At 65.2% G+C, this 20,094-nt stretch carries 20 protein-coding genes and 1 pseudogene; 5 read left to right on the top strand and 16 right to left on the bottom strand.

Going from position 1 to position 20,094, the window contains the following annotated elements; genetic code table 11:
• Positions 1–15: 15 nt before the first annotated feature.
• Genes ACIQUF_RS03225 through ACIQUF_RS03210 form a run of 4 tightly spaced genes read right to left on the bottom strand, consistent with a single transcriptional unit; the run spans position 16 to position 5,601 of the window.
• Positions 16–1,296: an NAD(P)/FAD-dependent oxidoreductase gene (locus ACIQUF_RS03225; protein WP_403128338.1), complete on the bottom strand. Its 1,281-nt coding sequence runs from the start codon at positions 1,294–1,296 to the stop codon at positions 16–18.
• Positions 1,289–1,966 carry a S8 family serine peptidase gene (locus ACIQUF_RS03220; protein WP_403128335.1) on the bottom strand — a complete coding sequence of 226 codons (678 nt, stop codon included), beginning with the start codon at positions 1,964–1,966 and terminating at the stop codon, positions 1,289–1,291. The genes ACIQUF_RS03225 and ACIQUF_RS03220 overlap by 8 nt, the downstream gene beginning before the upstream one ends.
• Positions 1,956–3,689: an ABC transporter ATP-binding protein gene (locus tag ACIQUF_RS03215; protein ID WP_403128332.1), complete on the bottom strand. Its 1,734-nt coding sequence runs from the start codon at positions 3,687–3,689 to the stop codon at positions 1,956–1,958. The genes ACIQUF_RS03220 and ACIQUF_RS03215 overlap by 11 nt, the downstream gene beginning before the upstream one ends.
• A 1-nt stretch (position 3,690) precedes the next feature.
• On the bottom strand, positions 3,691–5,601 hold the full coding sequence (locus ACIQUF_RS03210) for a sigma-54-dependent Fis family transcriptional regulator (RefSeq protein WP_403128330.1): 1,911 nt from the start codon (positions 5,599–5,601) through the stop codon (positions 3,691–3,693).
• Positions 5,602–5,969: 368 nt separating this feature from the next.
• On the opposite strand from ACIQUF_RS03210, the gene ACIQUF_RS03205 reads away from it, so the two are divergent.
• The 5 genes from ACIQUF_RS03205 (at position 5,970) to alkB (ending at position 12,379) form a co-directional block, all read left to right on the top strand.
• The gene (locus tag ACIQUF_RS03205) at positions 5,970–7,298 is read left to right on the top strand and encodes a hypothetical protein (RefSeq protein ID WP_403128327.1); all 1,329 of its coding nucleotides are present in this window, start codon (positions 5,970–5,972) and stop codon (positions 7,296–7,298) included.
• A gap of 32 nt (positions 7,299–7,330) precedes the next feature.
• Entirely contained in the window at positions 7,331–9,562 is a 2,232-nt protein-coding gene (locus tag ACIQUF_RS03200; protein ID WP_403128324.1) for an Ig-like domain-containing protein, read from the top strand.
• Positions 9,563–9,577: 15 nt separating this feature from the next.
• On the top strand, positions 9,578–10,048 hold the full coding sequence (locus ACIQUF_RS03195) for a curlin (RefSeq protein WP_403128321.1): 471 nt from the start codon (positions 9,578–9,580) through the stop codon (positions 10,046–10,048).
• Between the two features lie 16 nt (positions 10,049–10,064).
• Complete coding sequence (locus ACIQUF_RS03190; RefSeq protein ID WP_403128319.1) at positions 10,065–11,510, top strand: curlin; 1,446 nt, start codon at positions 10,065–10,067, stop codon at positions 11,508–11,510.
• Positions 11,511–11,734: 224 nt separating this feature from the next.
• Entirely contained in the window at positions 11,735–12,379 is a 645-nt protein-coding gene (gene alkB / locus ACIQUF_RS03185; protein WP_403128881.1) for a DNA oxidative demethylase AlkB, read from the top strand.
• 46 nt (positions 12,380–12,425) lie between these two features.
• Here the strand turns inward: alkB and ACIQUF_RS03180 are convergent, their stop codons facing one another.
• The 12 genes and pseudogenes from ACIQUF_RS03180 to ACIQUF_RS03125 form a co-directional block, all read right to left on the bottom strand.
• A complete protein-coding gene (locus tag ACIQUF_RS03180; RefSeq protein WP_403128879.1) occupies positions 12,426–12,671 on the bottom strand; it encodes a hypothetical protein in 246 nt (81 codons plus the stop codon).
• A gap of 440 nt (positions 12,672–13,111) precedes the next feature.
• Positions 13,112–13,321, bottom strand: a pseudogene (locus ACIQUF_RS03175) (transposase); the annotation flags it as partial.
• Between the two features lie 277 nt (positions 13,322–13,598).
• Positions 13,599–14,441 (bottom strand): CsgG/HfaB family protein, encoded by an 843-nt coding sequence (locus ACIQUF_RS03170; protein ID WP_403128316.1) that lies wholly within the window; start codon positions 14,439–14,441, stop codon positions 13,599–13,601.
• A 32-nt stretch (positions 14,442–14,473) separates the two neighbouring features.
• Positions 14,474–14,887, bottom strand: a complete 414-nt coding sequence (locus ACIQUF_RS03165) for a curli assembly protein CsgF (protein ID WP_400801879.1) — start codon at positions 14,885–14,887, stop codon at positions 14,474–14,476.
• The gene (gene csgE, locus ACIQUF_RS03160) at positions 14,884–15,291 is read right to left on the bottom strand and encodes a curli production assembly/transport protein CsgE (RefSeq protein WP_403128312.1); all 408 of its coding nucleotides are present in this window, start codon (positions 15,289–15,291) and stop codon (positions 14,884–14,886) included. Before csgE ends, ACIQUF_RS03165 begins: the two co-directional genes overlap by 4 nt.
• Positions 15,288–15,815, bottom strand: a complete 528-nt coding sequence (locus ACIQUF_RS03155; protein WP_403128309.1) for a type II secretion system protein — start codon at positions 15,813–15,815, stop codon at positions 15,288–15,290. Before ACIQUF_RS03155 ends, csgE begins: the two co-directional genes overlap by 4 nt.
• Positions 15,790–16,164, bottom strand: a complete 375-nt coding sequence (locus tag ACIQUF_RS03150) for a type II secretion system protein (protein WP_400801874.1) — start codon at positions 16,162–16,164, stop codon at positions 15,790–15,792. Before ACIQUF_RS03150 ends, ACIQUF_RS03155 begins: the two co-directional genes overlap by 26 nt.
• A 5-nt stretch (positions 16,165–16,169) precedes the next feature.
• Positions 16,170–16,643 carry a type II secretion system protein gene (locus tag ACIQUF_RS03145; RefSeq protein WP_403128306.1) on the bottom strand — a complete coding sequence of 158 codons (474 nt, stop codon included), beginning with the start codon at positions 16,641–16,643 and terminating at the stop codon, positions 16,170–16,172.
• Positions 16,640–18,505, bottom strand: a complete 1,866-nt coding sequence (locus tag ACIQUF_RS03140) for a secretin N-terminal domain-containing protein (protein WP_403128303.1) — start codon at positions 18,503–18,505, stop codon at positions 16,640–16,642. The genes ACIQUF_RS03145 and ACIQUF_RS03140 overlap by 4 nt, the downstream gene beginning before the upstream one ends.
• Positions 18,502–19,002 (bottom strand): hypothetical protein, encoded by a 501-nt coding sequence (locus ACIQUF_RS03135; RefSeq protein ID WP_403128300.1) that lies wholly within the window; start codon positions 19,000–19,002, stop codon positions 18,502–18,504. Before ACIQUF_RS03135 ends, ACIQUF_RS03140 begins: the two co-directional genes overlap by 4 nt.
• Entirely contained in the window at positions 19,002–19,565 is a 564-nt protein-coding gene (gene pilO, locus ACIQUF_RS03130; protein ID WP_403128296.1) for a type 4a pilus biogenesis protein PilO, read from the bottom strand. The genes ACIQUF_RS03135 and pilO overlap by 1 nt, the downstream gene beginning before the upstream one ends.
• Positions 19,552–20,094 (bottom strand): pilus assembly protein, encoded by a 543-nt coding sequence (locus ACIQUF_RS03125; RefSeq protein ID WP_403128293.1) that lies wholly within the window; start codon positions 20,092–20,094, stop codon positions 19,552–19,554. The genes pilO and ACIQUF_RS03125 overlap by 14 nt, the downstream gene beginning before the upstream one ends.

Raw genomic sequence — 20,094 nt, 5'->3', positions numbered from 1 at the left:
CTGCGGCCCCTGTTTTCAGGGGCAGCCCTGCTCTGCCAGCCAGCGCCGCAGCCTCAGCTGGTCGGGGGCAGAAAGGCCGATCATGGTCGCCTCCAACCCCTGCCCCGACTGCACGGCCCGCACCACGGGCGCCAGCTCGACCCCCTGCAAATGCCAAACGCCCAAGGGTTGATCCGCCGTCACCACCACTTCGGCCTCATCCACCCACCCATCCCGCAACACGGGCCTGCGCTCTACTCGTACCGCCCGCCAGTCCGCCGCCAGATGCAATGGCTGCGCATCCGGCCATCCGCGCCGACGCGCCCAGAACGGTTGCCCTGCGCGAGCCTGTTCCTGACCATAGAAATCCCGCCCGATCCGCGCAAAGCGCATGAACAACTGCTCGACGCGCTGCTGATGAAATTGCCGCGCCAAAGCTGCTCGCTCGGGCCGACGCAACAAGGTGTTGATCACCACGGGCGCCTGCAGCGCCGATGACAGCGACTGAAAAATCCCATTCCCCGATAGTGGGTCAACCGCCATCGCAGCATCGCCCACTCGTATCCAGTCGTCCCCCACACAGTCCCCGGCAAGGATTGCCGTACTGCTGCGGGCATGCACCTGCGCAGGCTCCAATGCGCGCGCGCCGAACAACTCAGCCACCAACGCTGACTCACGTCGACGTGCTGCGCAGTATTCTGGCAGTTCGGCTTTACCCGGAACACCTTCGGCATTCAGGGTTATCTGCCAATAACAGCGCCCATCGGCCAACCGGGCCATCCAGGCCCAGCCGTCGTCCAGGCTTTCCACCGCTGAAGCCGGTGTGCCGGGGTCTCCTTGCCACAGGTTGAGCAGGCTTACAGTCTCTGGCCCACGCAGTCGATCAGGTGCCAGAGGTGCCTGGCGCCCACGCGCTTCAACCAGAAAGTCAGCTTGCAGGACTTGCCCATCGTCCAGGCGTACCTGTTTCGCCACCTCACGAACACGGCCCTCGACCAGCGTCACCCCCGCCCGCGCAAGGTCAGCGCGCAAGGCACGGTCGAAGCGTTGCCGGTCGAGCAGAAACTCCTGGTTCATCTGCAGGTGTTCGCCGTTCCAGCGCACCTGACGGGTCGCCGGCATCGCCGCTTCATCCAAGGCGCCACCCAGGCCAGCATGGCGCAGGCCATCCAGTACCCGTTGCGATACGCCTTCCACGGCCGCGAAGCGCCGCCAGTCGGAGACCACCGTCACCGGATAGCCAAGCCGACGCAGGCCAATTGCGGTGGCGGCTCCGGCAGGTCCGGCCCCCAACACCAGAATCTGTGGCTCAGGCATCACGCGCACCTCGCCGCTCAGGGCCGACGAAGGTCGCGTGGGTTTGCAGCCAGGCCAGGACCTGCTCGCGCTCAAGGCTGGGATACTGCAGCAACAGCGCCGCGATCCGCCCGCTCAGCGAAGCGCAGCCCAGGCTGGCACCGGCCATGCTGCGTTCACCCACATAGCCACCGAAATCGGCCTGGACACTGTTCAGCCACGACCACTGCCCCTGGGCGCAGCGGGCGTCGCCAGTAATGCGGATGACATCAGGATAAGCGGCTGGATACACCGCATTACCCTGCGCTGGGCTCGACGCACAAAGCAGCACACCAGACGCTTGAACCTCGGCACAGGCTTGGCGTAACACTGGCCGATCTTGCTGCAGCCCCAGACTGAGGTTGATCAGCGTTGCGCCCTGCTCGGCCAGCCACAACAGCGCGGCGGCGACCTGCAAGGCACTGGTGCTGCCCTGCCCAGTGAATACCTGCGCCACCAGCAGCGTCACCTGGCCCGCTTGCTCTTGCAGGCGAGCCAGCACGGCACTGCCGTGGCCAAGGCGATCGGGCTCAGGTTCGCCCTCACGCAATACGCCGTCTTCCAGCCAGAAGCGCCGCGCCGCCACCACCCACTGGGCCTGGTCGGGTGAGTAGCCACTGTCAATCACGCCAACCCGTAGCTCATTGGCCATGCTCAGTGGCCTCCTGAGGCAGTACGCGTAACTGCCCGCCTTGCAGATGCAAACGCAAGTCGGCATCGGCGAGGGTCGAGGCACGGTGGCTGATCAGGATGCGAGTGCGACCCGCAAACAAGTGGTCGATGGCAGTGATCACCTCGCGCTCCGTGGCTTCGTCGACCGCCGAGGTGGCCTCGTCCAGCACCAGGATCGACGGGGCCTGCAGCACGGCGCGGGCAATGGCGATGCGCTGCTTCTGCCCGCCGGAGAGCTGCTGGCCACGCTCACCGAGCAGGCCATCCAGGCCCAGCGGCAAGCTGTCGACCAAGGTATCGAGCTGCGCCAGATGCACCACCCGCTCAAGCTCCGCACGGCTGGCCTGGGGCGCGCCGTAGGCGAGGTTCTGCGCCAGGGTGCCACGGAACAGCACGATATCCTGGCTGACCACGGCGATTCGCTGGCGCAGCGCGGCAAGGTCAAGTTCGCGCAGATCAACGCCATCGTGCAGGATTCGCCCGGCATCGGGATCATAGAAGCGTTGCAACAGATCGATCAGGGTCGATTTGCCGACACCGGAGGCCCCACTGATGGCGACTTTCAAGCCACCTGGCACGCAGGCGTACACATTCTCCAACACCGCGCCCTGTCGGCCGTCGTGGGCAAAGTGCACGCCTTCAAGGCGCAGCTCTCCTGGGCCTTGCGGCATCGGCTGGGGCGCCGCAGCTTCGCGCACCGCCACGGGCTCCTGCTTCAGCTCCATTACCCGGCCCAGGCTCACGGCCATGCGCTGCACCGCCACATAAAGCCCCAGCAGGCTTTGTACCGGGCCAACGGCCATGCCCATGTAAGTGGAGAAGGCAATCAACGCGCCCAGTTGCCAGGTCCCCTGGATCACCCACCAGCCGCCGACCAGAAACGCACAAGCACGGCACCACGACGTCAGCGTGCCCGGAATCGCCTGGGTGAAGAACTCGGTGACCTGCACCTTGAGCAACTGGCGCATATAGCCCTGCCCCAGCTGGTCGAGCCGCCCGGCCTCGCGGCCTTGCTGGCCGGCGGCCTGGATAAACTTCATGGCCGGCAACGTCTCGACCAGGAACGACGACACGTCCGCCGAACGCTCGCGCAAGCTGCGCACTTCGCGCTCGACCTTGCGCCGCATCCAGCGCAGCCACAGCACCTCGATCGGGATCAGCATCGCCAGCAACAGCGACAGCTGCCACGACAGCAGCAACATCAACGCCACCGCGCCCACCAGACCGATCACCGCCGACACCGCCGAGAACAGCGAGTCCACGGCAAAGCGTTGAATCTCCGCAACGTCGCCATCCAGCCGCGACAGGATATCGCCCATGCGCCGCCGCCCGTAAAACGTCGGCGACAACTGCTGCAGATGGCGGTAAAGGTCATCGCGCAGGGCAAACAGGATCCGCCCGGACAGCCGCGTGTGCAGGTAGCGGTTGACGCCCGCCAGCACGGTGCCGAGCAGGCCGGCGGCGATCATGATCGCGGCCATGTGCCAGAGCGTCTGGTAATCCTTGGCCAACAGGCCTTCGTCGATCAGTGTCTTGACCAGCCAGGGTTGCGCCAGGGCCAGGAGCGATGCGCCCAGGGACAAGCCCAGCAGCACGCCGATGGCCCGCCGCTGCGGGCGGACGAAACCATACAGCCAGGCCAGCGCCTGGCGCATGAGGACAGGGTCGCTGGTCTCTACCAGCCTTGCGAACAAGCCGCCCATGTCAACCGCGCAACTGCTTGAGCTTGCGGTACAGCGTCGCCCGGCTGATCCCCAGCGCTTCGGCGGCGGCCGAGACATTGCCCTGATGGCGGGCCAGGGCTTCGCGGATCAGCTCCAACTCGTTGTCCTTCAGGCTGCCAGAGGGCGCCGTGCCGCTGGCCAGTTCATCGAGCAGGCAGTCGGTCAGATGATCGAGTGTCAGGTGTTGTTCGCCGTCCTCGCGCATGGCCAGGGCTGTGCGCACGACCATCTCCAGTTGGCGGATGTTACCCGGCCAGTCGAAGCCTTCGAGCAGTGCAGCCAGCGCCGGATCAAGGCTCACGCCCTTGGCGCCGGCCTTGTCCAGCAGGCCCTGGATGATGGTCGCCAGGTCGTCGCGTTCGCGCAGCGCCGGCAGGCGCAACGACACGCCGTTGACCCGGTAGTACAGGTCTTCCCGAAAACGCTGCTCGTGCACCAGCCGCTTGAGGTCGCGGTGGGTGGCGCAGATCAGCGCCACGTCGATGTCCTGTTCGTCGGCCGCGCCCAGCGGCGCCACCCGACGCTCCTGCAACACCCTCAAAAGGCGCGCCTGCAGGGCCAGCGGCATGTCGCCGATCTCGTCGAGGAACAGCGTGCCGCCGTGAGCCTGCATCAGCCGCCCGACCATGCCACCCCGGCGCGAGCCGGTAAACGCACCCTCGCGGTATCCAAACAGTTCCGACTCGATCAGCCCCTCGGGAATGGCCGCGCAGTTGACCGCGACGAAGGGTTTGTCGGCCCGTGGACTGGCCTGGTGCAAGGCCCGCGCCACCACTTCCTTGCCAGTACCGGTCTCGCCCAGCAGCAACACCGGCAGGCCATTGCCCAGGCCCTGACGGGCCATGCGCAGGTTGCGCGCCAGGCGTGCATCCCCTCCGGCGAGGGCGTCCAAGGCCGGTGATTTGTTGGCCAGCGTCGGCTTGCTCGGTGCCGCATTGCCGTTCAACTGGCCATGGCGCGGCAGCTGCAGCGCACGGAAGAAGAACTCACCCTTGGCGGTCTGCACGCTGCTCACGCCGCCCTGCCACAGGCGTGCGATAAAGGCCGGCGAACGCTCGCCGAGCAGATCGCTGCTGCGCCGCCCGATCAGGCCCTGGCGCGGCATCTGCAACAGCTGGCAGGCGTTGTCGTTGGCGGCCAGCACTTCACCGTCCAGGCTCAGCGCAAGCAAGCCGTGCCAGGCGCTGTTGAGGAATTGCGGGCGGCTATGGAAGGCCAGCACCAGGTGCTCGGGGTGGCACAGGCCGAAGAGTCGGCTTTCGATATTGCCAGCCGCCAGCATCAGCATGGTCAGGCTGTCCTGGGGCTGGGCCAGGTTGCCTTCGCGGGTGATGTCGAGCACCCCGATCACCTCGCCATTGGGGTCGCGCAGCGGCACCGAGGTGCAGGCGAATGGGCTGAGCCGGTCGAGATAATGCTCGCCGCAGTTGATCAGGGTCGGCCGCCCTTCCACCACCGCCGTGCCGATGGCGTTGGTACCGCGCAGCGACTCGCTCCAGCAACTACCGGGGTGCAGGTCGCGCAGGCCTTCGCGTTCGAGGACGTGGGTCTGCCCTTCGATGGCCAGCACATTGGCCTGGGCGTCGCCAAGGATGATGATGCCGGCCTTGCCCTGGCGTGCGACCAGGTAGTCCAGCTCGGGGGTAACCGCATCGACCAGCAGCCGGTTGTGTTCCAGCAACGCACGCAGGTCGTGGCCGTGTTGCAAGCCTAGGCCGACCTGTTCGCCCTGCAGGCAATCCAGGCCATGGCCCAGGCTGCGCCGCCAGGACGCGTCGATTTCGTCGCGCAGCATGCCCATGGGCAGCTCGCCTTCGCTGGCCAGCTTGAGCCGGGCCTGGCGGGATTCGTGCAGCGGGTCTTGGGCGTATGGTTGTTGTTGTCGCGCCATTTTTTGCTCCGGCTGTGACCCCTCACGGCGGGGTAACGGGCTTGGGATTTTTTCGCAGTGTGCGGGAGAATTTTCCGGGCGTCATTAGGGAGATTGCGTTGGGGCTGGGTGCTTGTCTTGGGATTTTCGGCGCTCTTGAGATCGAGCGCGCTGAAAATCCCAAGACAGGCACCCCCGCCCCACAACCAATCCCACCCCCAACCCTGGGGAACAACCCCCATCCCCGACCCGCGAAAGGCCACCGAGCAAAACCCACAGACCAGGCCCCACAGGCCTTGCAGCCCGTTTATCAACAATTGGCACGGCAGTTGCCCCTCCCCTGCCAGACGCCCCAAGTCCATGGGCCCGTTTGCAGGAGGAATAGACTCATGCACCGACCGAAACCCACCCCGCTGGCCGTGGCGATCTTCGCCAGCATGCTCCAGCTACCGGCCCAGGCAGCGCTGTATGCCGTCGACACCGGTCCCTACAACCCCGCCAACGGCGGCTTTGCTGCCTGGTATCAGGATTCGCATGGCCGAACCCTGGACCTGTGCCTGACCAAGGCCGTCAGCTCTCGCGTCGCCGGCGCCCCCGGTGCACCGGCCTACATGTGCACGCTGCTGCCGACACCGGGCGTGTTCGACGACACCCAGCCGATCGTCTTCCCCAGCAATTTCCCCGACGAAGCCTTCTGGTTCACCGCTGACGCCGCCATCGTCGACGCCGCCCGCGGTATCGACCTGAGCTACGGCACGGCGATCGAAGCGGCATTTGCCGCAGAAGAGCCGGTCGAAGGCGACCAGGTGAGCTTCGCCCGGGTGCGGATCCGCGTCGATGTGCCAACCGCCGGCACCTACGTGATCACCCACCCCTACGGCGTTGACGTGTTCGACGTGCCCGCCGCCGGCCGCCGGGCGATCAACATGACACGCGACATCGGCATTGCCGGCGCTGGCGACTTCAGCGGCGCACTCAAAGGTGATGTCGGGCCGTTCCTGCGCAGCGTCAACGGCCCTTACACCGAGGGCAGCGAGCGTTTCATCGGCGACCCCAACCTGGAAGAGCGCGTCACCGGCAGCCCGTTCAACACCAATTTCGTGCGTATCGAAGGCCCGGGCGGCATCGACCTGCGTACCGAGCTGTTCTCGATTTCCGGCAAGCTCTCCGATGTCGCCCGGCCGACCCCGTTGATGCCGCTACGCAGCACCTACTCACGGCACACCGAGAACGGCGACCTGCGTGCCCAGCAGGATGTGTTTGTCATGGCCCCACCACCGCCGGCCAGCGTCACCCTGACCAGTCAGACGCCGAATCTGAGCCTCACCGAAGCCAACGGTACCGGCGCCTGGTATGCCCAATCGGTGCTCAACCCGATCGTACCGGCCACCTTGGTGCTCAGTGCCGACAACAGTGTGGCGATCCCCACCAGCAGCGTGACCACCGCCAACCTGTCGCTTACCGACCTGGTCACCATCAGCCGCGCCGAATTCAGCCTGGCCAGCGGCCAGCTGACCCTTGTGGCCAGCACCAGTGACGAAACCAGCCCGCCCGTGCTCAGCGCCCGCACTGGCAACGGCACGTTCATCGGCAACCTGGCCGGCAACGGTGCGGTGAAAACCCTCAACACCTCTCTGTCGCCCATCCCACCCGCCAAGGTGCAGGTCACCAGTGCCAACGGTGGTAGCGACAGCGAAGACGTGGTGCTGGTGCCATGAACAGACAAAGGCTCCGCCTTCAAGGAGGCAGCATGAACACTTGGCAACGCCGCGCGCTGTTGGCCGCCGGTTTCTCCCTCACTGTCACCAGCGCGGCCTGGGCCGCACTGTCCGATGTCGACCCTGGGCCTTACACCTTTGCCACCGGTGGTTACCCGATGTGGTACAAGGACGCCAACGACCTGTCCCTGGAGTTGTGCCAGTCACGCGCCACCAGCACCCGGGCGCCTGGCGCACCCGGTGCTCCGGCCTACATGTGCACCCTGCTGCCGGAACCGGGCGTGTATGACGACGCGCTGCCGTTGGTGTTCCCGGACAACTGGCCGCCAGAGATGTTCTGGTTCCTGGCCGAAACCGAGATCCCCCAGGTAGGCAACAGCGGCTATGAGCTGGAAGTCTATGTGGCGGGCCTGGAAGCCGCATTCGCGGCTGAAAACCCGGTTGACGGCGACCAGCAGAGCTTTGCCCGCATCCGCATCCGCGCCTCGGTGCCGCGTACCGGCACCTACACCATCACTCACCCGTACGGGGTGGAAACGGTCAACGTGACCACGGCCGGTCGACGGGCGATCAACATTACCCGCGACATCGGCATTGGCGCCCCCGGCAACTTCAGCGGAGCGCTCAACGGCAACCTCGGTCCATGGCTACGTGGCGCGGGCGGCCCATACACCGAAGTCAACCCGGACACGGGTGCCACCGAAACCTTCGTCGGCGACCCGAACATCACCGAGGCGGTGACCGGCAGCCCCTTCAACACCAACTTCGTGCGCATCGAAGGCCCGCCCGGGGCCATCCAGACCAACGTGTTCACGGTGTCGGGCAAGGTCCTCGACCAACGTGCGCAAACCCCGGTGACCCTGGAACGCGCCACCTACTCGCGCAATGGTGCCGGCACCCGTGTCGAAGTCTTTGCCAAAGCACCCAACGATGCCAGCGTGTGCCTGCGCAATGGCCTGGCACTGATCGGTACGCCACCCTCACCTTGCCAGTTCAGCCTGCTGTCGGATAACAACGGGTTGTTCTTCAGCCAACAACTCAGCCAGGCCGCGCCGCCACCGGTGGTGGTGGTCACGGCCAGCACGACCACCGGCGGCACCCGCCCGACCGCGTTGTCGAGCAAGCTGACCGACGTGGTCAAGGTCAGCACCGCCCGCTACGACTGGGCCAACAAACGCCTGGTGATCGAGGCGCGCTCCAGCGATGAGGTGGTGATCCCCGACCTGCTCGCCCAGGGCTATGGCCGGATGTCCAAATCCGGCACCCTGCAGAGCCTGACCGTCAACGACCTGGCCCAACCACCGGCTACCGTCACCATCAAATCGTCCCACGGCGGCAGCGATGTAGAGCCGGTAATCGTGGTCGGCAATGCGCCGGTCGAAGCCGCCAACCAGCCGCCATTGGCGCAAGCCGACAACGGCAGCACCAGCGTCGGCGTACCGCTGACGCTGAACCTGCTGCAGAACGACAGCGACCCCGACGGCGATGTGCCGCTGACCATCAGCGACCTCACTCAACCGGGGACCGGCTTGGGCGGCGTCGTACTCAACGGCACCACCTCGGTGACCTACACCCCGCCTGCAGGTGCTACGCAACCTCTGGTGGCCACCTTCACCTACCAGGCGGTGGATGCCAAAGGTCTGAAATCGACACCGGCAACTGTGACCGTCAACGTCGCGCCCAACCAGCCCCCCACCGTAGCAGCCCAGACAGTCGCCACGTTGGGCGTACCGCTGACCATCAATGCCCTGACGGGCGCTGCGGATCCGGAGGGCAATACCCCACTGGTCATCGCTGCGGTCACCCAACCCCCCGCCGGTCGCGGCACGGTCAGCACCGACGGCAGCACGGTGACCTACACCCCACCGGCCACGGTCACCACGGCGTTCAGCACGACGTTCACCTTCCAGGTGCGTGACTCGCTCGGTGCGCTATCCAACCCCGGCACCGTCACGGTCAACGTATCGCCACGCCCCGCCGCCGAAAACTTCGCTGTCACCGCAGCGACCGTCCAGGCCCGCTCCAACAACCGCTTCAACTGGGACATCAGCGGTACGTCCTCGGTGACCACCGGCAACACCATCACCGTGCGCGTGACCACCACCACCGGCGTGCAGACGCTGGGCACCACCACGGTACCACTGACTGGCCGTTGGCGCCTGGCGGTGGGCAACAGCACCACGATGATCCCGACGGCGGCGCCGACGGCGACCATCACCACCAGCCAAGGCACCAGCCGCACTGTCAATGTGACCGTGCAGTGAGGCCGGGAGAACGCCATGAAGCGCCTGAACCCTTTGCTGCTGTGCCTGGCCCTCGCCGGCCAGGCACAGGCCGACGACCTGATGGACAACGCCGACCTTGCCGCCGGCAGTGACCTCGGCGACCCGGTGATCATCCGCCTGCTGCCGGTCGGTGCCGGCCAGGTGGCGGTGATCGAGCAGCAGGGCTCGGGCAACCGCGCCGCCCTCGACCAAAACGGCCAAGCCCTGCTGGGCCGCATCGTCCAGGCCGGGGGCGCGCAAGAAGCGTACATCCTGCAAGAAGGTAGTGACCTGATGGCCAGCATCAGCCAACAGGGAAATGGCAACAGCGCGTCGATCCGCCAGAGCGGCACCAGCAACAACGCCAGCATCGAGCAGATCGGCAACGACAACAGCGCCAGCATCGTGCAAGCCGGCTCGGGCCTGAACAGCTCCGTGACCCAAGCCGGCAATGGCCAGCATGTGCAGATCACTCAATACCGATAGACCTGGAGGCACCACCATGTTCAAGCTCGCTCCCTTAAGCGCCGCTATCGTTTTGGCCCTGGCGGGCCAAGTCATGGCAGCCGACAGCACTTCGACCCAATCGCAGACCGGCAACCAGAACATCGCCGAGGTCAAACAGACGGTCGCACCGTTCGCCGCCGCTACCCAAACCCAGGACGGCAAGGGCCACAACCACCTGGCCGTACAGGAAAGCAGCACCAGCTTCATCGACCAGAGCGCCAGCGGCTCGTACAACGCTGGCTACGGCGAACAGCTGTTCGAGAACGGCAGCCAGATCACCCAGCAAGCGGCAGGCACCTACAACGACGCCTTTGCCAGCCAGTCGCTGGGCGAGACCAACCAGTCGCTGCAGGTTCAGGAAGGCGCCGAAAACCGCTCGACCGTCTGGCAGGATTCCCAGCTGGGCAGCCAGGCCACCACCCGGCAGAACGGCCAACGTAACGAAGCCTTCGTCGAGCAGCTGTTCGGCGGCAGCAACAACAAGAGCCTGGTGAACCAGGATGGTCAGGACAACTACGCCGCCGCCGAGCATCTGACACACAATGACGGCACCATCGAGGTCTACCAGCAGGGCAAGCAGAACTGGGCCTACGGCGACCAGCGTGATGGTACCGGCGGCATCATCGCCATCGACCAGAACGGCACTGGCAACTCGGCCGAAGTGTGGCAGGACACCCAGGTCGGCAGCCAGGCCACGGTCAACCAGAATGGCCAGCTCAACGAAGCCTATATCGACCAGAGCCTGGGCAACGACAACACCGCCAGCCTGTATCAACAGGGCAAGTCCAATGCCAGTTGGTCCGATCAATTTGAAACCACCCATTCAAACACCCGCATCTCTCAGGCGGGTACCAGCAACCTGCATTTCACCTACCAGAACGGTGACAACCAGAGCCTGACCATCAATACGCAGGGCACCGGCAACAAGGTGATGGCCAGCAACTGGAAGGGCGAGAAACTTGGTGGGCAGTTCGGCGCCGATCAAACCGCCGTGATCAACCAGAAAGGTACGGGCAACACTGCCAACCTGACCCAGAACGGCAACCTGCAAAGGGCCACCCTGGGCCAGAAAGGCACCGGCAACTCGATGGAAACCAAGCAGGCCGACAGCAACAACGAGCTGTACTTTGAGCAGAACGGCACCGACAACATCCTCGTCGCCGACCAACGCGGTACAGACAACTACGCCACCGGTGACACCAATGGCACCGGGAGCACCATCACCCTCGACCAGTCGGGCTACGCCAACCAGAGCTACACCACGCAACTGTACGGCAGTGGTAACGATGCCAACATCAAGCAAACCGACACCGCCAACGTCGCCTACGTGACTCAGGGCGGCAACAACAACAAAGCCATCGTCGACCAGGCCGGCGCCAACCAGAGCGCCACCATTACCCAGATGGGCAATGGCAACACCGCCACGGCTACCCAGCGCTAAACAGCTCCCCCCTTGAACCGCGGCGTCTTCTCTCCCTGGCGTCGCGGTTCCTTTTTGTGGGAGCGGCTTTAGCCGCGAAGCAAGCGACGCGGTAGATGGCACCTGCTTCGCCGGTGATCGCGGCTGAAGCCGCTCCTACCAGGGAGCCGCTGCATCCTTACTGCGAATAGGCCAACAGCGCTGGCAGCGCTAGAATGGCTGCACTACATCCCAGTGCCGCCACCATGATCCAGTCCGACCTCGACCTGTTCGGCCCCCAACCGCAACGCCTGGCCAGCCACACCGTGCTGCTGCCCGGTTTTGCCCTGGCCGAAATCGAGCCACTGCTCGACGCTCTGCGCCCGGTTCTGCGCGCCGCACCCTTCCGGCATATGCAAACGCCAGGCGGACTGAACATGGCGGTGGCGTTGACCAATTGCGGTTCCCTGGGCTGGGTGAGCGATGCCAAAGGCTATCGTTACAGCCCAACAGACCCTGTCAGCGGGAACCCTTGGCCCGCCCTGCCCCAAGTCCTGCTGGAACTCGCAGGTCGTGCGGCAGCAGCAGCTGGCTTCGACGGATTCGTGCCGGATGCCTGCCTGGTCAACCACTATCTACCCGGCACCCGCCTGAGCCTGCACCAGGACCGCGACGAAGCGGATTTCGGGCAGCCGATCGTGTCGATTTCGCTGGGGTTGCCAGCGGTGTTTCTGCTGGGAGGGCTACAGCGCTCGGACCGGACCCAACGGATTCCGTTGAATCATGGCGATGTGCTGGTGTGGGGTGGCGAGGACCGGTTGCGCTTTCATGGGGTCATGCCGATCAAGCCGGGCGTGCATCCGCGAATGGGTGAGCGGCGGATCAATCTCACGATGCGCAAGGCGGGGTAACTACTTGCCAGTACCGGCTCGGGGCCGGTAATGGCGTATGAATGACTCAGGCGCTACGCATCCGGGCGGCCTTGATCTGCACTGCCTCGTGCTGCAATTCCACGCCGTCGAGCAAGGCCTCGACAACTGCTTTTGCCGAGTCCAGTGCATGATCGTTACTCAACAGCAGATCGCGGCAGGTACCGGTGGCCAGCTCCATGCCTTTCAAATTGGTCGCAAACGCACCTTTGAGCAGCGTCGACAGGTGCACCAGCGCATCTTCGAAATCCACGCCTGAACGCACCGCGAACAACGGTGGATGGCTGGATTCGCAATTGCCGAAATCGAAGGATGCCGTGGTGGCGCGGGTTGGCGGGTCGGGTAAGCTTTTTGTCATTGTGTCGCTCCTTGATTCAATGGAGCCGCCACACAACGTGACCAAACGAATGGGTGGCGACTGTACGCGGGTTGGTCAACCGGGAATCAAGGAAACCGGCGCGCACAGAGGCGCCCCACGCACAGCCGCCATAACACGAGACAGTCTGGCAGGAAAATGCCAACTGAATCGGAGTGCGAGCGCTTGTGCGCCTTGATGATTGCGGGTGACCAAACCCGACTGCTGGATTGACAGCAGCGGGCGAAAGACTACCGGTCTAGAGGAAGGGTTTCAAGGGTGGGGCATTTTCAGAAACATTTGTGTTGTTTGGGCTGGCGCCTCGCGGATGAATCCGCTCCTACGGGCGCGTGGCGTGTTCATAGCCAGATTGCATCCCAGTGGGGGTAGTCGCCCACCTTGCGTACCAGGCCTGCTCTTATTGGATTGGCGATGATGTACCTTGCCACGTGCAGCACATCCTCCTCTCGGCGCAACGCGTGGTCGTGGTAACCGGCCTGCCAGACAGGCGACGCGATGTCGAGCATGCGGCTGGAGCGGGCTTTGAAGTGACGCATCAGCGTACCTAGCGGTTTGAACGCCCCACATGTCTCAAGGCATGTACCAAGGCGGGCAACCATGGCCTGACAGGCAATGGCACGTTGCTGTAGGAGCGGATTCATCCGCGATGCGCCGCGCGGGCGGCGCTCGATTTCCGCCGCTCTGCAGGAACCACGACAGGCACCTGGCAAAATCGACACGGTCTCAAACGGGGCTTGCGGTGTTCTCGGAGGTGCATGCCTTGCGCCCTGCAGCGCTGCGGAAATCGAGCGCCGCCCGCGCGGCGCATCGCGGATGAATCCGCTCCTACGGTTGTTGCGACTGGCTCAGGTATTTGTCCACCCCCGCCTTGCCCTCCCCCGCATCCCCCGCCACCTGCCACAACCGCCGCTCAATCCCCTGCGCCAGCAGATGCCCGACCGCCGCCTCGATCGCCGACAGCACGCACAGCTGCGCCGGTTCGTTGGTGGTGTAGCCCACCTCTGCCTCCAGCAGTTTCTTGAACTCGATGAATTTGAACACCCCGGCACTGCGCCCGACCGAATAGATGGTCTTGCTGGTCATCACGTTGGCCAGCACCTGCCCGGTGCGCACGTCCACCGCACGGAGGTTGACCGTCACCTGGTCGACCCGATACTCGCGGGAGATGTCGATGCCAAGGTAACGCGCCCCCTCCCCGCCGCTGCGCACGTTGGTGTCGTAGGCGATGATGCCGCCTTCGAGCATCAGGTTGGCGGCCTGCAGCGGTGGCAGTTCTGCTGCGATGTTCTCGGCCACATCGGGCTTTTTCTGCGAGGCGCGGATGATCTTGCGTTCGGTCAGCAGGTTCTGCAGGCCTTCGCGCTCCAGCACCACGAACCAGCCGCTGGCGCTCAGGGCATCCATCAGCATGCTCGCCGCACCCTGGGTGACGCTGGTGGAGAACGAGCTGGCCGGGGTCGGCTTGTACTGCCCGGTCTGGTCGCGGAAGCCGTAGACCACCGCCATCAGCCGGCCTTTGGGCCGTGGCATGTTGATCAGGTCGTAGTAGGTCGAGGCCCGCGGGGTCAGGGTCGGGGTTTCCGAATCCTGTTCGGCCGGCATCGGTTCACGCAGGCCGCAGCCCTGCAGGGTGGCGAGGATCAGCAAAGTGCTCAGCAGACGTTTCATGGTTTCTCTCCCCAGATAACAAGCCGTCCCTCTCAGGGGTTCAGGCCGCTGACCTCAATGATCGAAATTTCTCCCGTGGCGCGGTCGGTGACCCTGATGCTCAAGGCACCGGAGTCGTCGAGCACATCGATCAGGAACGCGTCGGTGGCCATGCTGCCGGTCTGGCCGTTGCTGATGTTGTCCAGCAGCTGCGACAACATCCGCGACTCCAGCTGGTTGCTGAAGCGCTCCAGGGCCGAAGTGCCGCCGAAGGCAGAGCTGCGGTCCTTGAGGTCGGGGTCGTCGTAGTCGTTCTGCGCCTGGGCGTTGTTGAGCAGCCAGGTGCCGTTCAGCGGGTTGCCGCCGAACGCCGGATTGACCGGGGTATACACCAGTTCCGTGGCCTGGGCGGCGAAGGCGCTGGCCAGCAAGCCGGCGGCGATGCAGTGCGCGATGCGAGTGTTCATAGCTCGTCCCTCTCCAGATCAGTGGTGTCCTGGAGCAGGCGCTGCAGCTTGCGCTGGATCACCTCCTGCTTGACCAGGTCGGCGGCCGCGACGGCCTCTTCTTTTAATTGGGTGACGTTGGGCGGCAGGAAGCGCCGGTACAGCACGTCGCGCTCGAACTCCACCGTCACCAGGCTGCCCCAGCGGGCATCCGGGCGTTCGCGTACCACCAGGTTGAAGTCCAGGCGGCTGGTGGCGCGCAGGCGGTCGGCGAAGTAGTAGTAAAAGTCGTGGCCGATGTGCGAGATGGTGTTGTCGACGATAAAGCCCTTCATCTCATCCTCGGCTTCGGCCTGGGCCACACCGGATACCCCGGCGGCCAACAGCAGGCCAAGGCTCAGGCAGAACACGCTGAGGCCTTTCATGGCGTGTCTCCCGGGCCGCTGTGGGTTTGTGCGCCGCTGGCGCTTTCGTTGAAGGCCTGTTCGGCGACGAACTGCCAGTCGCTGTAGTGCTCCAGGCCTTCGAAGCCGGACCATTGGGTGTCGAAGCCACTGCGTTTGAACGGCGTGGCGTCGGAGCGGCTGTGCACGCCGGTGATGCGCCCGTCGATCGAACGCAGCAGGCCCCATTCGTCACTGCCGGTAATCGGGTCGGGGTACAAGCGGCGGATGTGGTGCCGGGCCTCGGGAAAGCGGTTGTCGTCCAGCAGGTCGGTCAGGTCCTGCGGGTATTGGGCCAGGCCCGGCGAGGCGCGGTAGTAGCTGCGCAGCGCCTGGGCATACTGGCCACCGACCCACAGCAATTGGCGTTCGTTGTCGCGCTGGGCCGCACTCGACCACACCGTGCCGGTAGCAGCCAGGGCCACGCTGCTGACCGCGATCAGCAGCAGCACGCCCAGGTAAGTGAAGCCGGCGCAGGCCTTACCATTCCGCGAAGAGGCTGCCATCACGTGCCCTCCCTGTTGCGCCGCTCTTGATGTCGGCCACGCCACCTGCCACGCCTTCCGGCGGAGGCACCAGCTGCCAGCCATCGCTGCGTTCGGTGATCGGGTCGACCGGGGTGTTGCGCAGGTAGCGCAGCTCGACCAGTTGCTCCAGTGAGTCGGGGTAATGCCCGGTGTCGCCGTAGAAGTGGTCCAGCGACTCACGCAGCACCGCCAGGCTCTGGCGCAGGGTCGCCTCACGAGAACTCTCCAGGCTGTTGAAGTAGCGCGGCATGGCGATGGTCATCAGCGTGGCGATGATCGCCATCACCACCAACAGTTCGATCAGGGTGAAGCCTCGGCTGCGTTTCATGGCCGTCACCATTGCCCGTAGGGGATGTTGTTGAGGCCCTTGCCGCGGGCCTTGGAGTACACGTCGAAGACGTCTTCGCCTTCACGCGGGTTGTCCGGGCTGCTGTCGTAGGCGCGCAGGCCCCAGCCCCCGCCATCCTCGCCCTTGGCCGCCAGCAGCGGGTCGTGCGGGATGCGCCGCAGGAAGTAGAACTTGGCGCCCTTGGCGCTGCGCACATCGCGCACGCCGTCGACCAGTACCTGCAGGTTCGGCGGGTAGCCGCTGGCATCCAGGCGCTTTTCGATGAAGCCGGCGTCGAAGGCGCGCTTGTAGGCGTCGATGGCATCGCGGACCTGGTACAGCGCCTCGCGCAGTTGCTGCTCCTTGCCACGGCGCACCACGGTTTCGGTCAGCGGCGCGGCCATGCTGGCGAGCAGCCCGAGCAGTGCCAGGGTCAGCACCACCTCGATCAGGCTGAAGCCTTGCTGCCGGCGTTTCATGGGCGTGGGCTCCGGGTAGCTGGCACCACCGCCATCTGGCTTTCAGCCACGGGGGCATCGCTCGGGTCGTCGGCGGGCAGCGCACTGGCGGGCAGCGGCTGGGTCATTTGCCGCACCTGCATGGCGGATTCGGTGCCGGTACCAAACTCCATGTCCGACGGGCTCTGGTATGGCAGGTTGCGCACGATGCGCGGGGTGATCGCCAGCACCAGCTCGGACTTGCTCATGTCATCGCGGTTGCTGCCGAACAGCCGGCCCAGGCCAGGGATGTCGCCAAGGCCGGGGATCTTGTTGCCGCTGGAGGTCTTGTCGTTACGCACCAAGCCCGCCAGCACCTGGGTTTCGCCGTCGTGCAGGCGCAGGCTGGTCTGTGCGTTGCGGGTGTCGACCTGAACCGGGATGGTGCCCTGGCGGGTCGGCTCCAGTGGCGTGGCGTTGCTGACCTCCAGCGCCACCTTGATCGCCACTTCGTTGTTCAGGTGCACGGTGGGCTGCACTTCGAGCTTCAAACCGACGTCCAGGTAGGTGACGCTTTCAGTGATCACCGGGCCTTGGGTGGACGGCACCGACGTGGCGCTGATGATCGGCACGCGCTGGCCGATGTGGATGCGCGCCTGCTCACGGTTGCTGACGCGGATCACCGGGCTTGCCAGGGTGTTGATGTCCTTGTCCTGGGCGTTGATCTTGGCCTGCGGCGCCGGCGAAATGCTGATGCGGCTGGAGTTGATGCCGCGCAACTGGTCGAGCACGCTGACCGGGTTGCCTTCATCGTTGAGTACACCGAAGGTGTTGGGCCATTGCAGGCCGAGGTCGAGGATGCGCGAGCGGGCCACCTCCATCACCTCCACTTCCAGCACCACCTCGGGGTTGGACTGGTCCTGGGACTGCAGCAGCTTCTCGGCCATGCGCACGGCGTCTGGGGTGTCGCGCATGGTCAGGGTGTTGAGGCGCTCGTCGACGAACACGTCGCGGGTCTTGAGCATGGTCTTGACCATGTTCAGCGCGGTGTTGGCGTCGATGCTGGTCAGGTAGAAGGTGCGCATGACCAGTTCCTGATAGTCCTTGGTCTTCTGTGGCGAGTCGGGGTAGACCAGCAGGGTGTTGTCGTTGACGATCTTCTGGCGCAGCTGGTTCTGCTCCAGCAGCAGCGCGATGGCGTCCTCGATGCGCACTTCGCGCACGAAGATGGTCGCCTTCATGTCCGGGCGCAGGTCCTTGTCAAAAATGAAGTTGATGCCGGCCACCTGCGACAGCACTTCGAAGATGGTCTTCAGCTCTGCATCGCGAAATTCCAGGGTGACCGGGCGTTCCAGCTTGCTGCGCAGTTGCGGGAACGGCTGCGCGGTGCGTGCCTGGACGTTCTCGATGTCGCTGCGCAGCATGATGCCCTTCTGGTTTTGCGGGTCCAGGCGCAGCACTTCGCGCATGTAGCGCTCGGCGCCGAACAGGTCGCCCTGGCGCAAGGCCGCCTGGCCCAGGGCCACGCGGTCGTCTAGGGTGCGTACCAGTTCAAGCTGGCGTATGCCCTCCTGGGCGCGGCGGTTGTTCGGCTCGATGGTCAGCACGCGGCCGTAGCCGATGCGGGCGGCGGCGAAGTCGTGGCGGGCGCGGTCACTGTCAGCCTGGGTGATCAGCGCCTCTACCGCTTCCTGGCGGCCGTGGGCCAGGGCGATGTTCAGGTCGGTGTCACGCGGGTCGTCGCGCAGGGCCTCTTCCAGGCGAGCGATGCCGGCTTCGTACTGGCCGTCTTTCATCAGTTCCTGGCTGTCCTTGCGCACCGCGCTGGAGCCGCAGCCGGCAATGGCCACGCAGAGCGCCAGGAGCATGAACGGAGCAGGCTTGCACAACTTCGATGGCTTCATGGTGCGCTCCCTACAGACAAGGTCTGTGATTGGTGCAAAGGCAGGTAAACCAGGTCCAGCTCGTTGGCCGAGACTCTGTCGAGGCGGTAGGTGTCGTCGATCACGTCGCCCTGGCGCACGACGTAGAGCTTTGCGCCGCTCTGCAGGAAGATCTGCAGGTCGTCGCGGTCGCCGAGGCGGCCGATGAACTGGAACGGCAGCGCGGGGGCTGTGGGGGCGGCGGCGGCTACGGGGGTGGCGATCACGGGTTGTTCGGTGACGACCGCCAGGTTTTGCGGTTGGGTCCATTGCTGGCGGGGGAACAGGTCTTTGGATGCCTGTTCGGGCCTCTTCGCGGATGAATCCGCTCCTACAGGGGCAGCGGCGCTTGTAGGAGCGGATTCATCCGCGATGGGGCCGACGCTGTCTTCCTCGCCAAACCAATGCCCCGGCGCCCAAGCCAATGCCCCGGCCACCCCAAGAAAAGCTGCCCACATCACTGCACGCTGAATGTTCATCACGACCTCGACAGGTAAAGGGTCATGCGCAGGCGGCCGTTGAGCTCGCTGTCGCCGATGCGTTTGCGTTGCAGCTCCAGGTCTTCCAGCACCAGGGTCGGCAGCTGGCCCAGCAGGCCGCGCAGGAAGCTGCGGATCTGCGGGTAGCTGCCGCGCACCGGCAGGACGATCTGGTAGCGCGCCAGCTGGGTCTTGGGATCGACGCCGAGTGCGTATTCACCACGGGCCAGATTGATGCGCTCGGCGCTGGCCAGTTGGTACAGGCGCTCGATCAGTTCGCTGGCCTCGGGTTGCCCCGGCAGTTGCTGGCGCAGGCTGTCCAGCGCTTGCTGTTCGGGCTTGACTGCGATCTTCAGCTCGCCGCGCTTGACCCGCTCTACCTGGGCGCTGGCATCGGCTTCGGTGGCGCGCAGTTCGCGCAGGGCCTGCCACTGCGGCAGCACTCCCGCCAGGGCTACACCCGCTGCCAGCACAGCCACTGCGGCTGCAGCCAGCCCGACCGGCCCGATGCGATGCAACTGCTCCTGAATGATCAGGCGGCTTATCGACTCAGGGACGCGCATGGCCGGTCTCCCAGGTGGCGGTGAGGGTGAAGCGCACCGGGTGTTCGGGCTGGCCCGCCAGCACCTCGTGGTTGAGCAGCGACACATCGCTGAGCTCGGCGCTCTGTTCCAGGCGGTGGTGGTACTGCAGCATCGCTTCCAGGTTGCGCGCCTCGGCGGCGATGCGGACCTGGCCCTTGCGCGCATCGGGGGTCAGGCCGAGCAGCGCGACGTCGTCCTGTGGCAGCGCTTCGAGCATGGCGAACAGTTGTTGCCAGGGCCGTTGCAGTTGCTGTGAGACGCTACGCATCTGCGCCAGGCGTTCGGCCTGTTCGCGGCTGGCGGCGCTGCTCTGGGGTGCGACGGTGGCCGGGCGGCGGCCCAATTGCAGTTCCAGACCATGCACACGCGCTTCCAGATCCACCTGCTCGTTTTGCAGGTGTTGTTGCAGCAGGACCAGCACCGCCACCACGGCGCCCGCGAGGGCGAGCAGCGACCAGGCCAGCGGGCTGCTGCGCCGGGGTTGGAATTCCAGATCCAGGCGGCGCAT

The sequence above is a fragment of the Pseudomonas sp. NPDC090233 genome, from assembly GCF_044772285.1.
Taxonomy (GTDB): domain Bacteria; phylum Pseudomonadota; class Gammaproteobacteria; order Pseudomonadales; family Pseudomonadaceae; genus Aquipseudomonas.
Note: the sequence above shows the minus strand (reverse complement) of the source record. Positions and strands in the feature narration are given on the sequence as shown.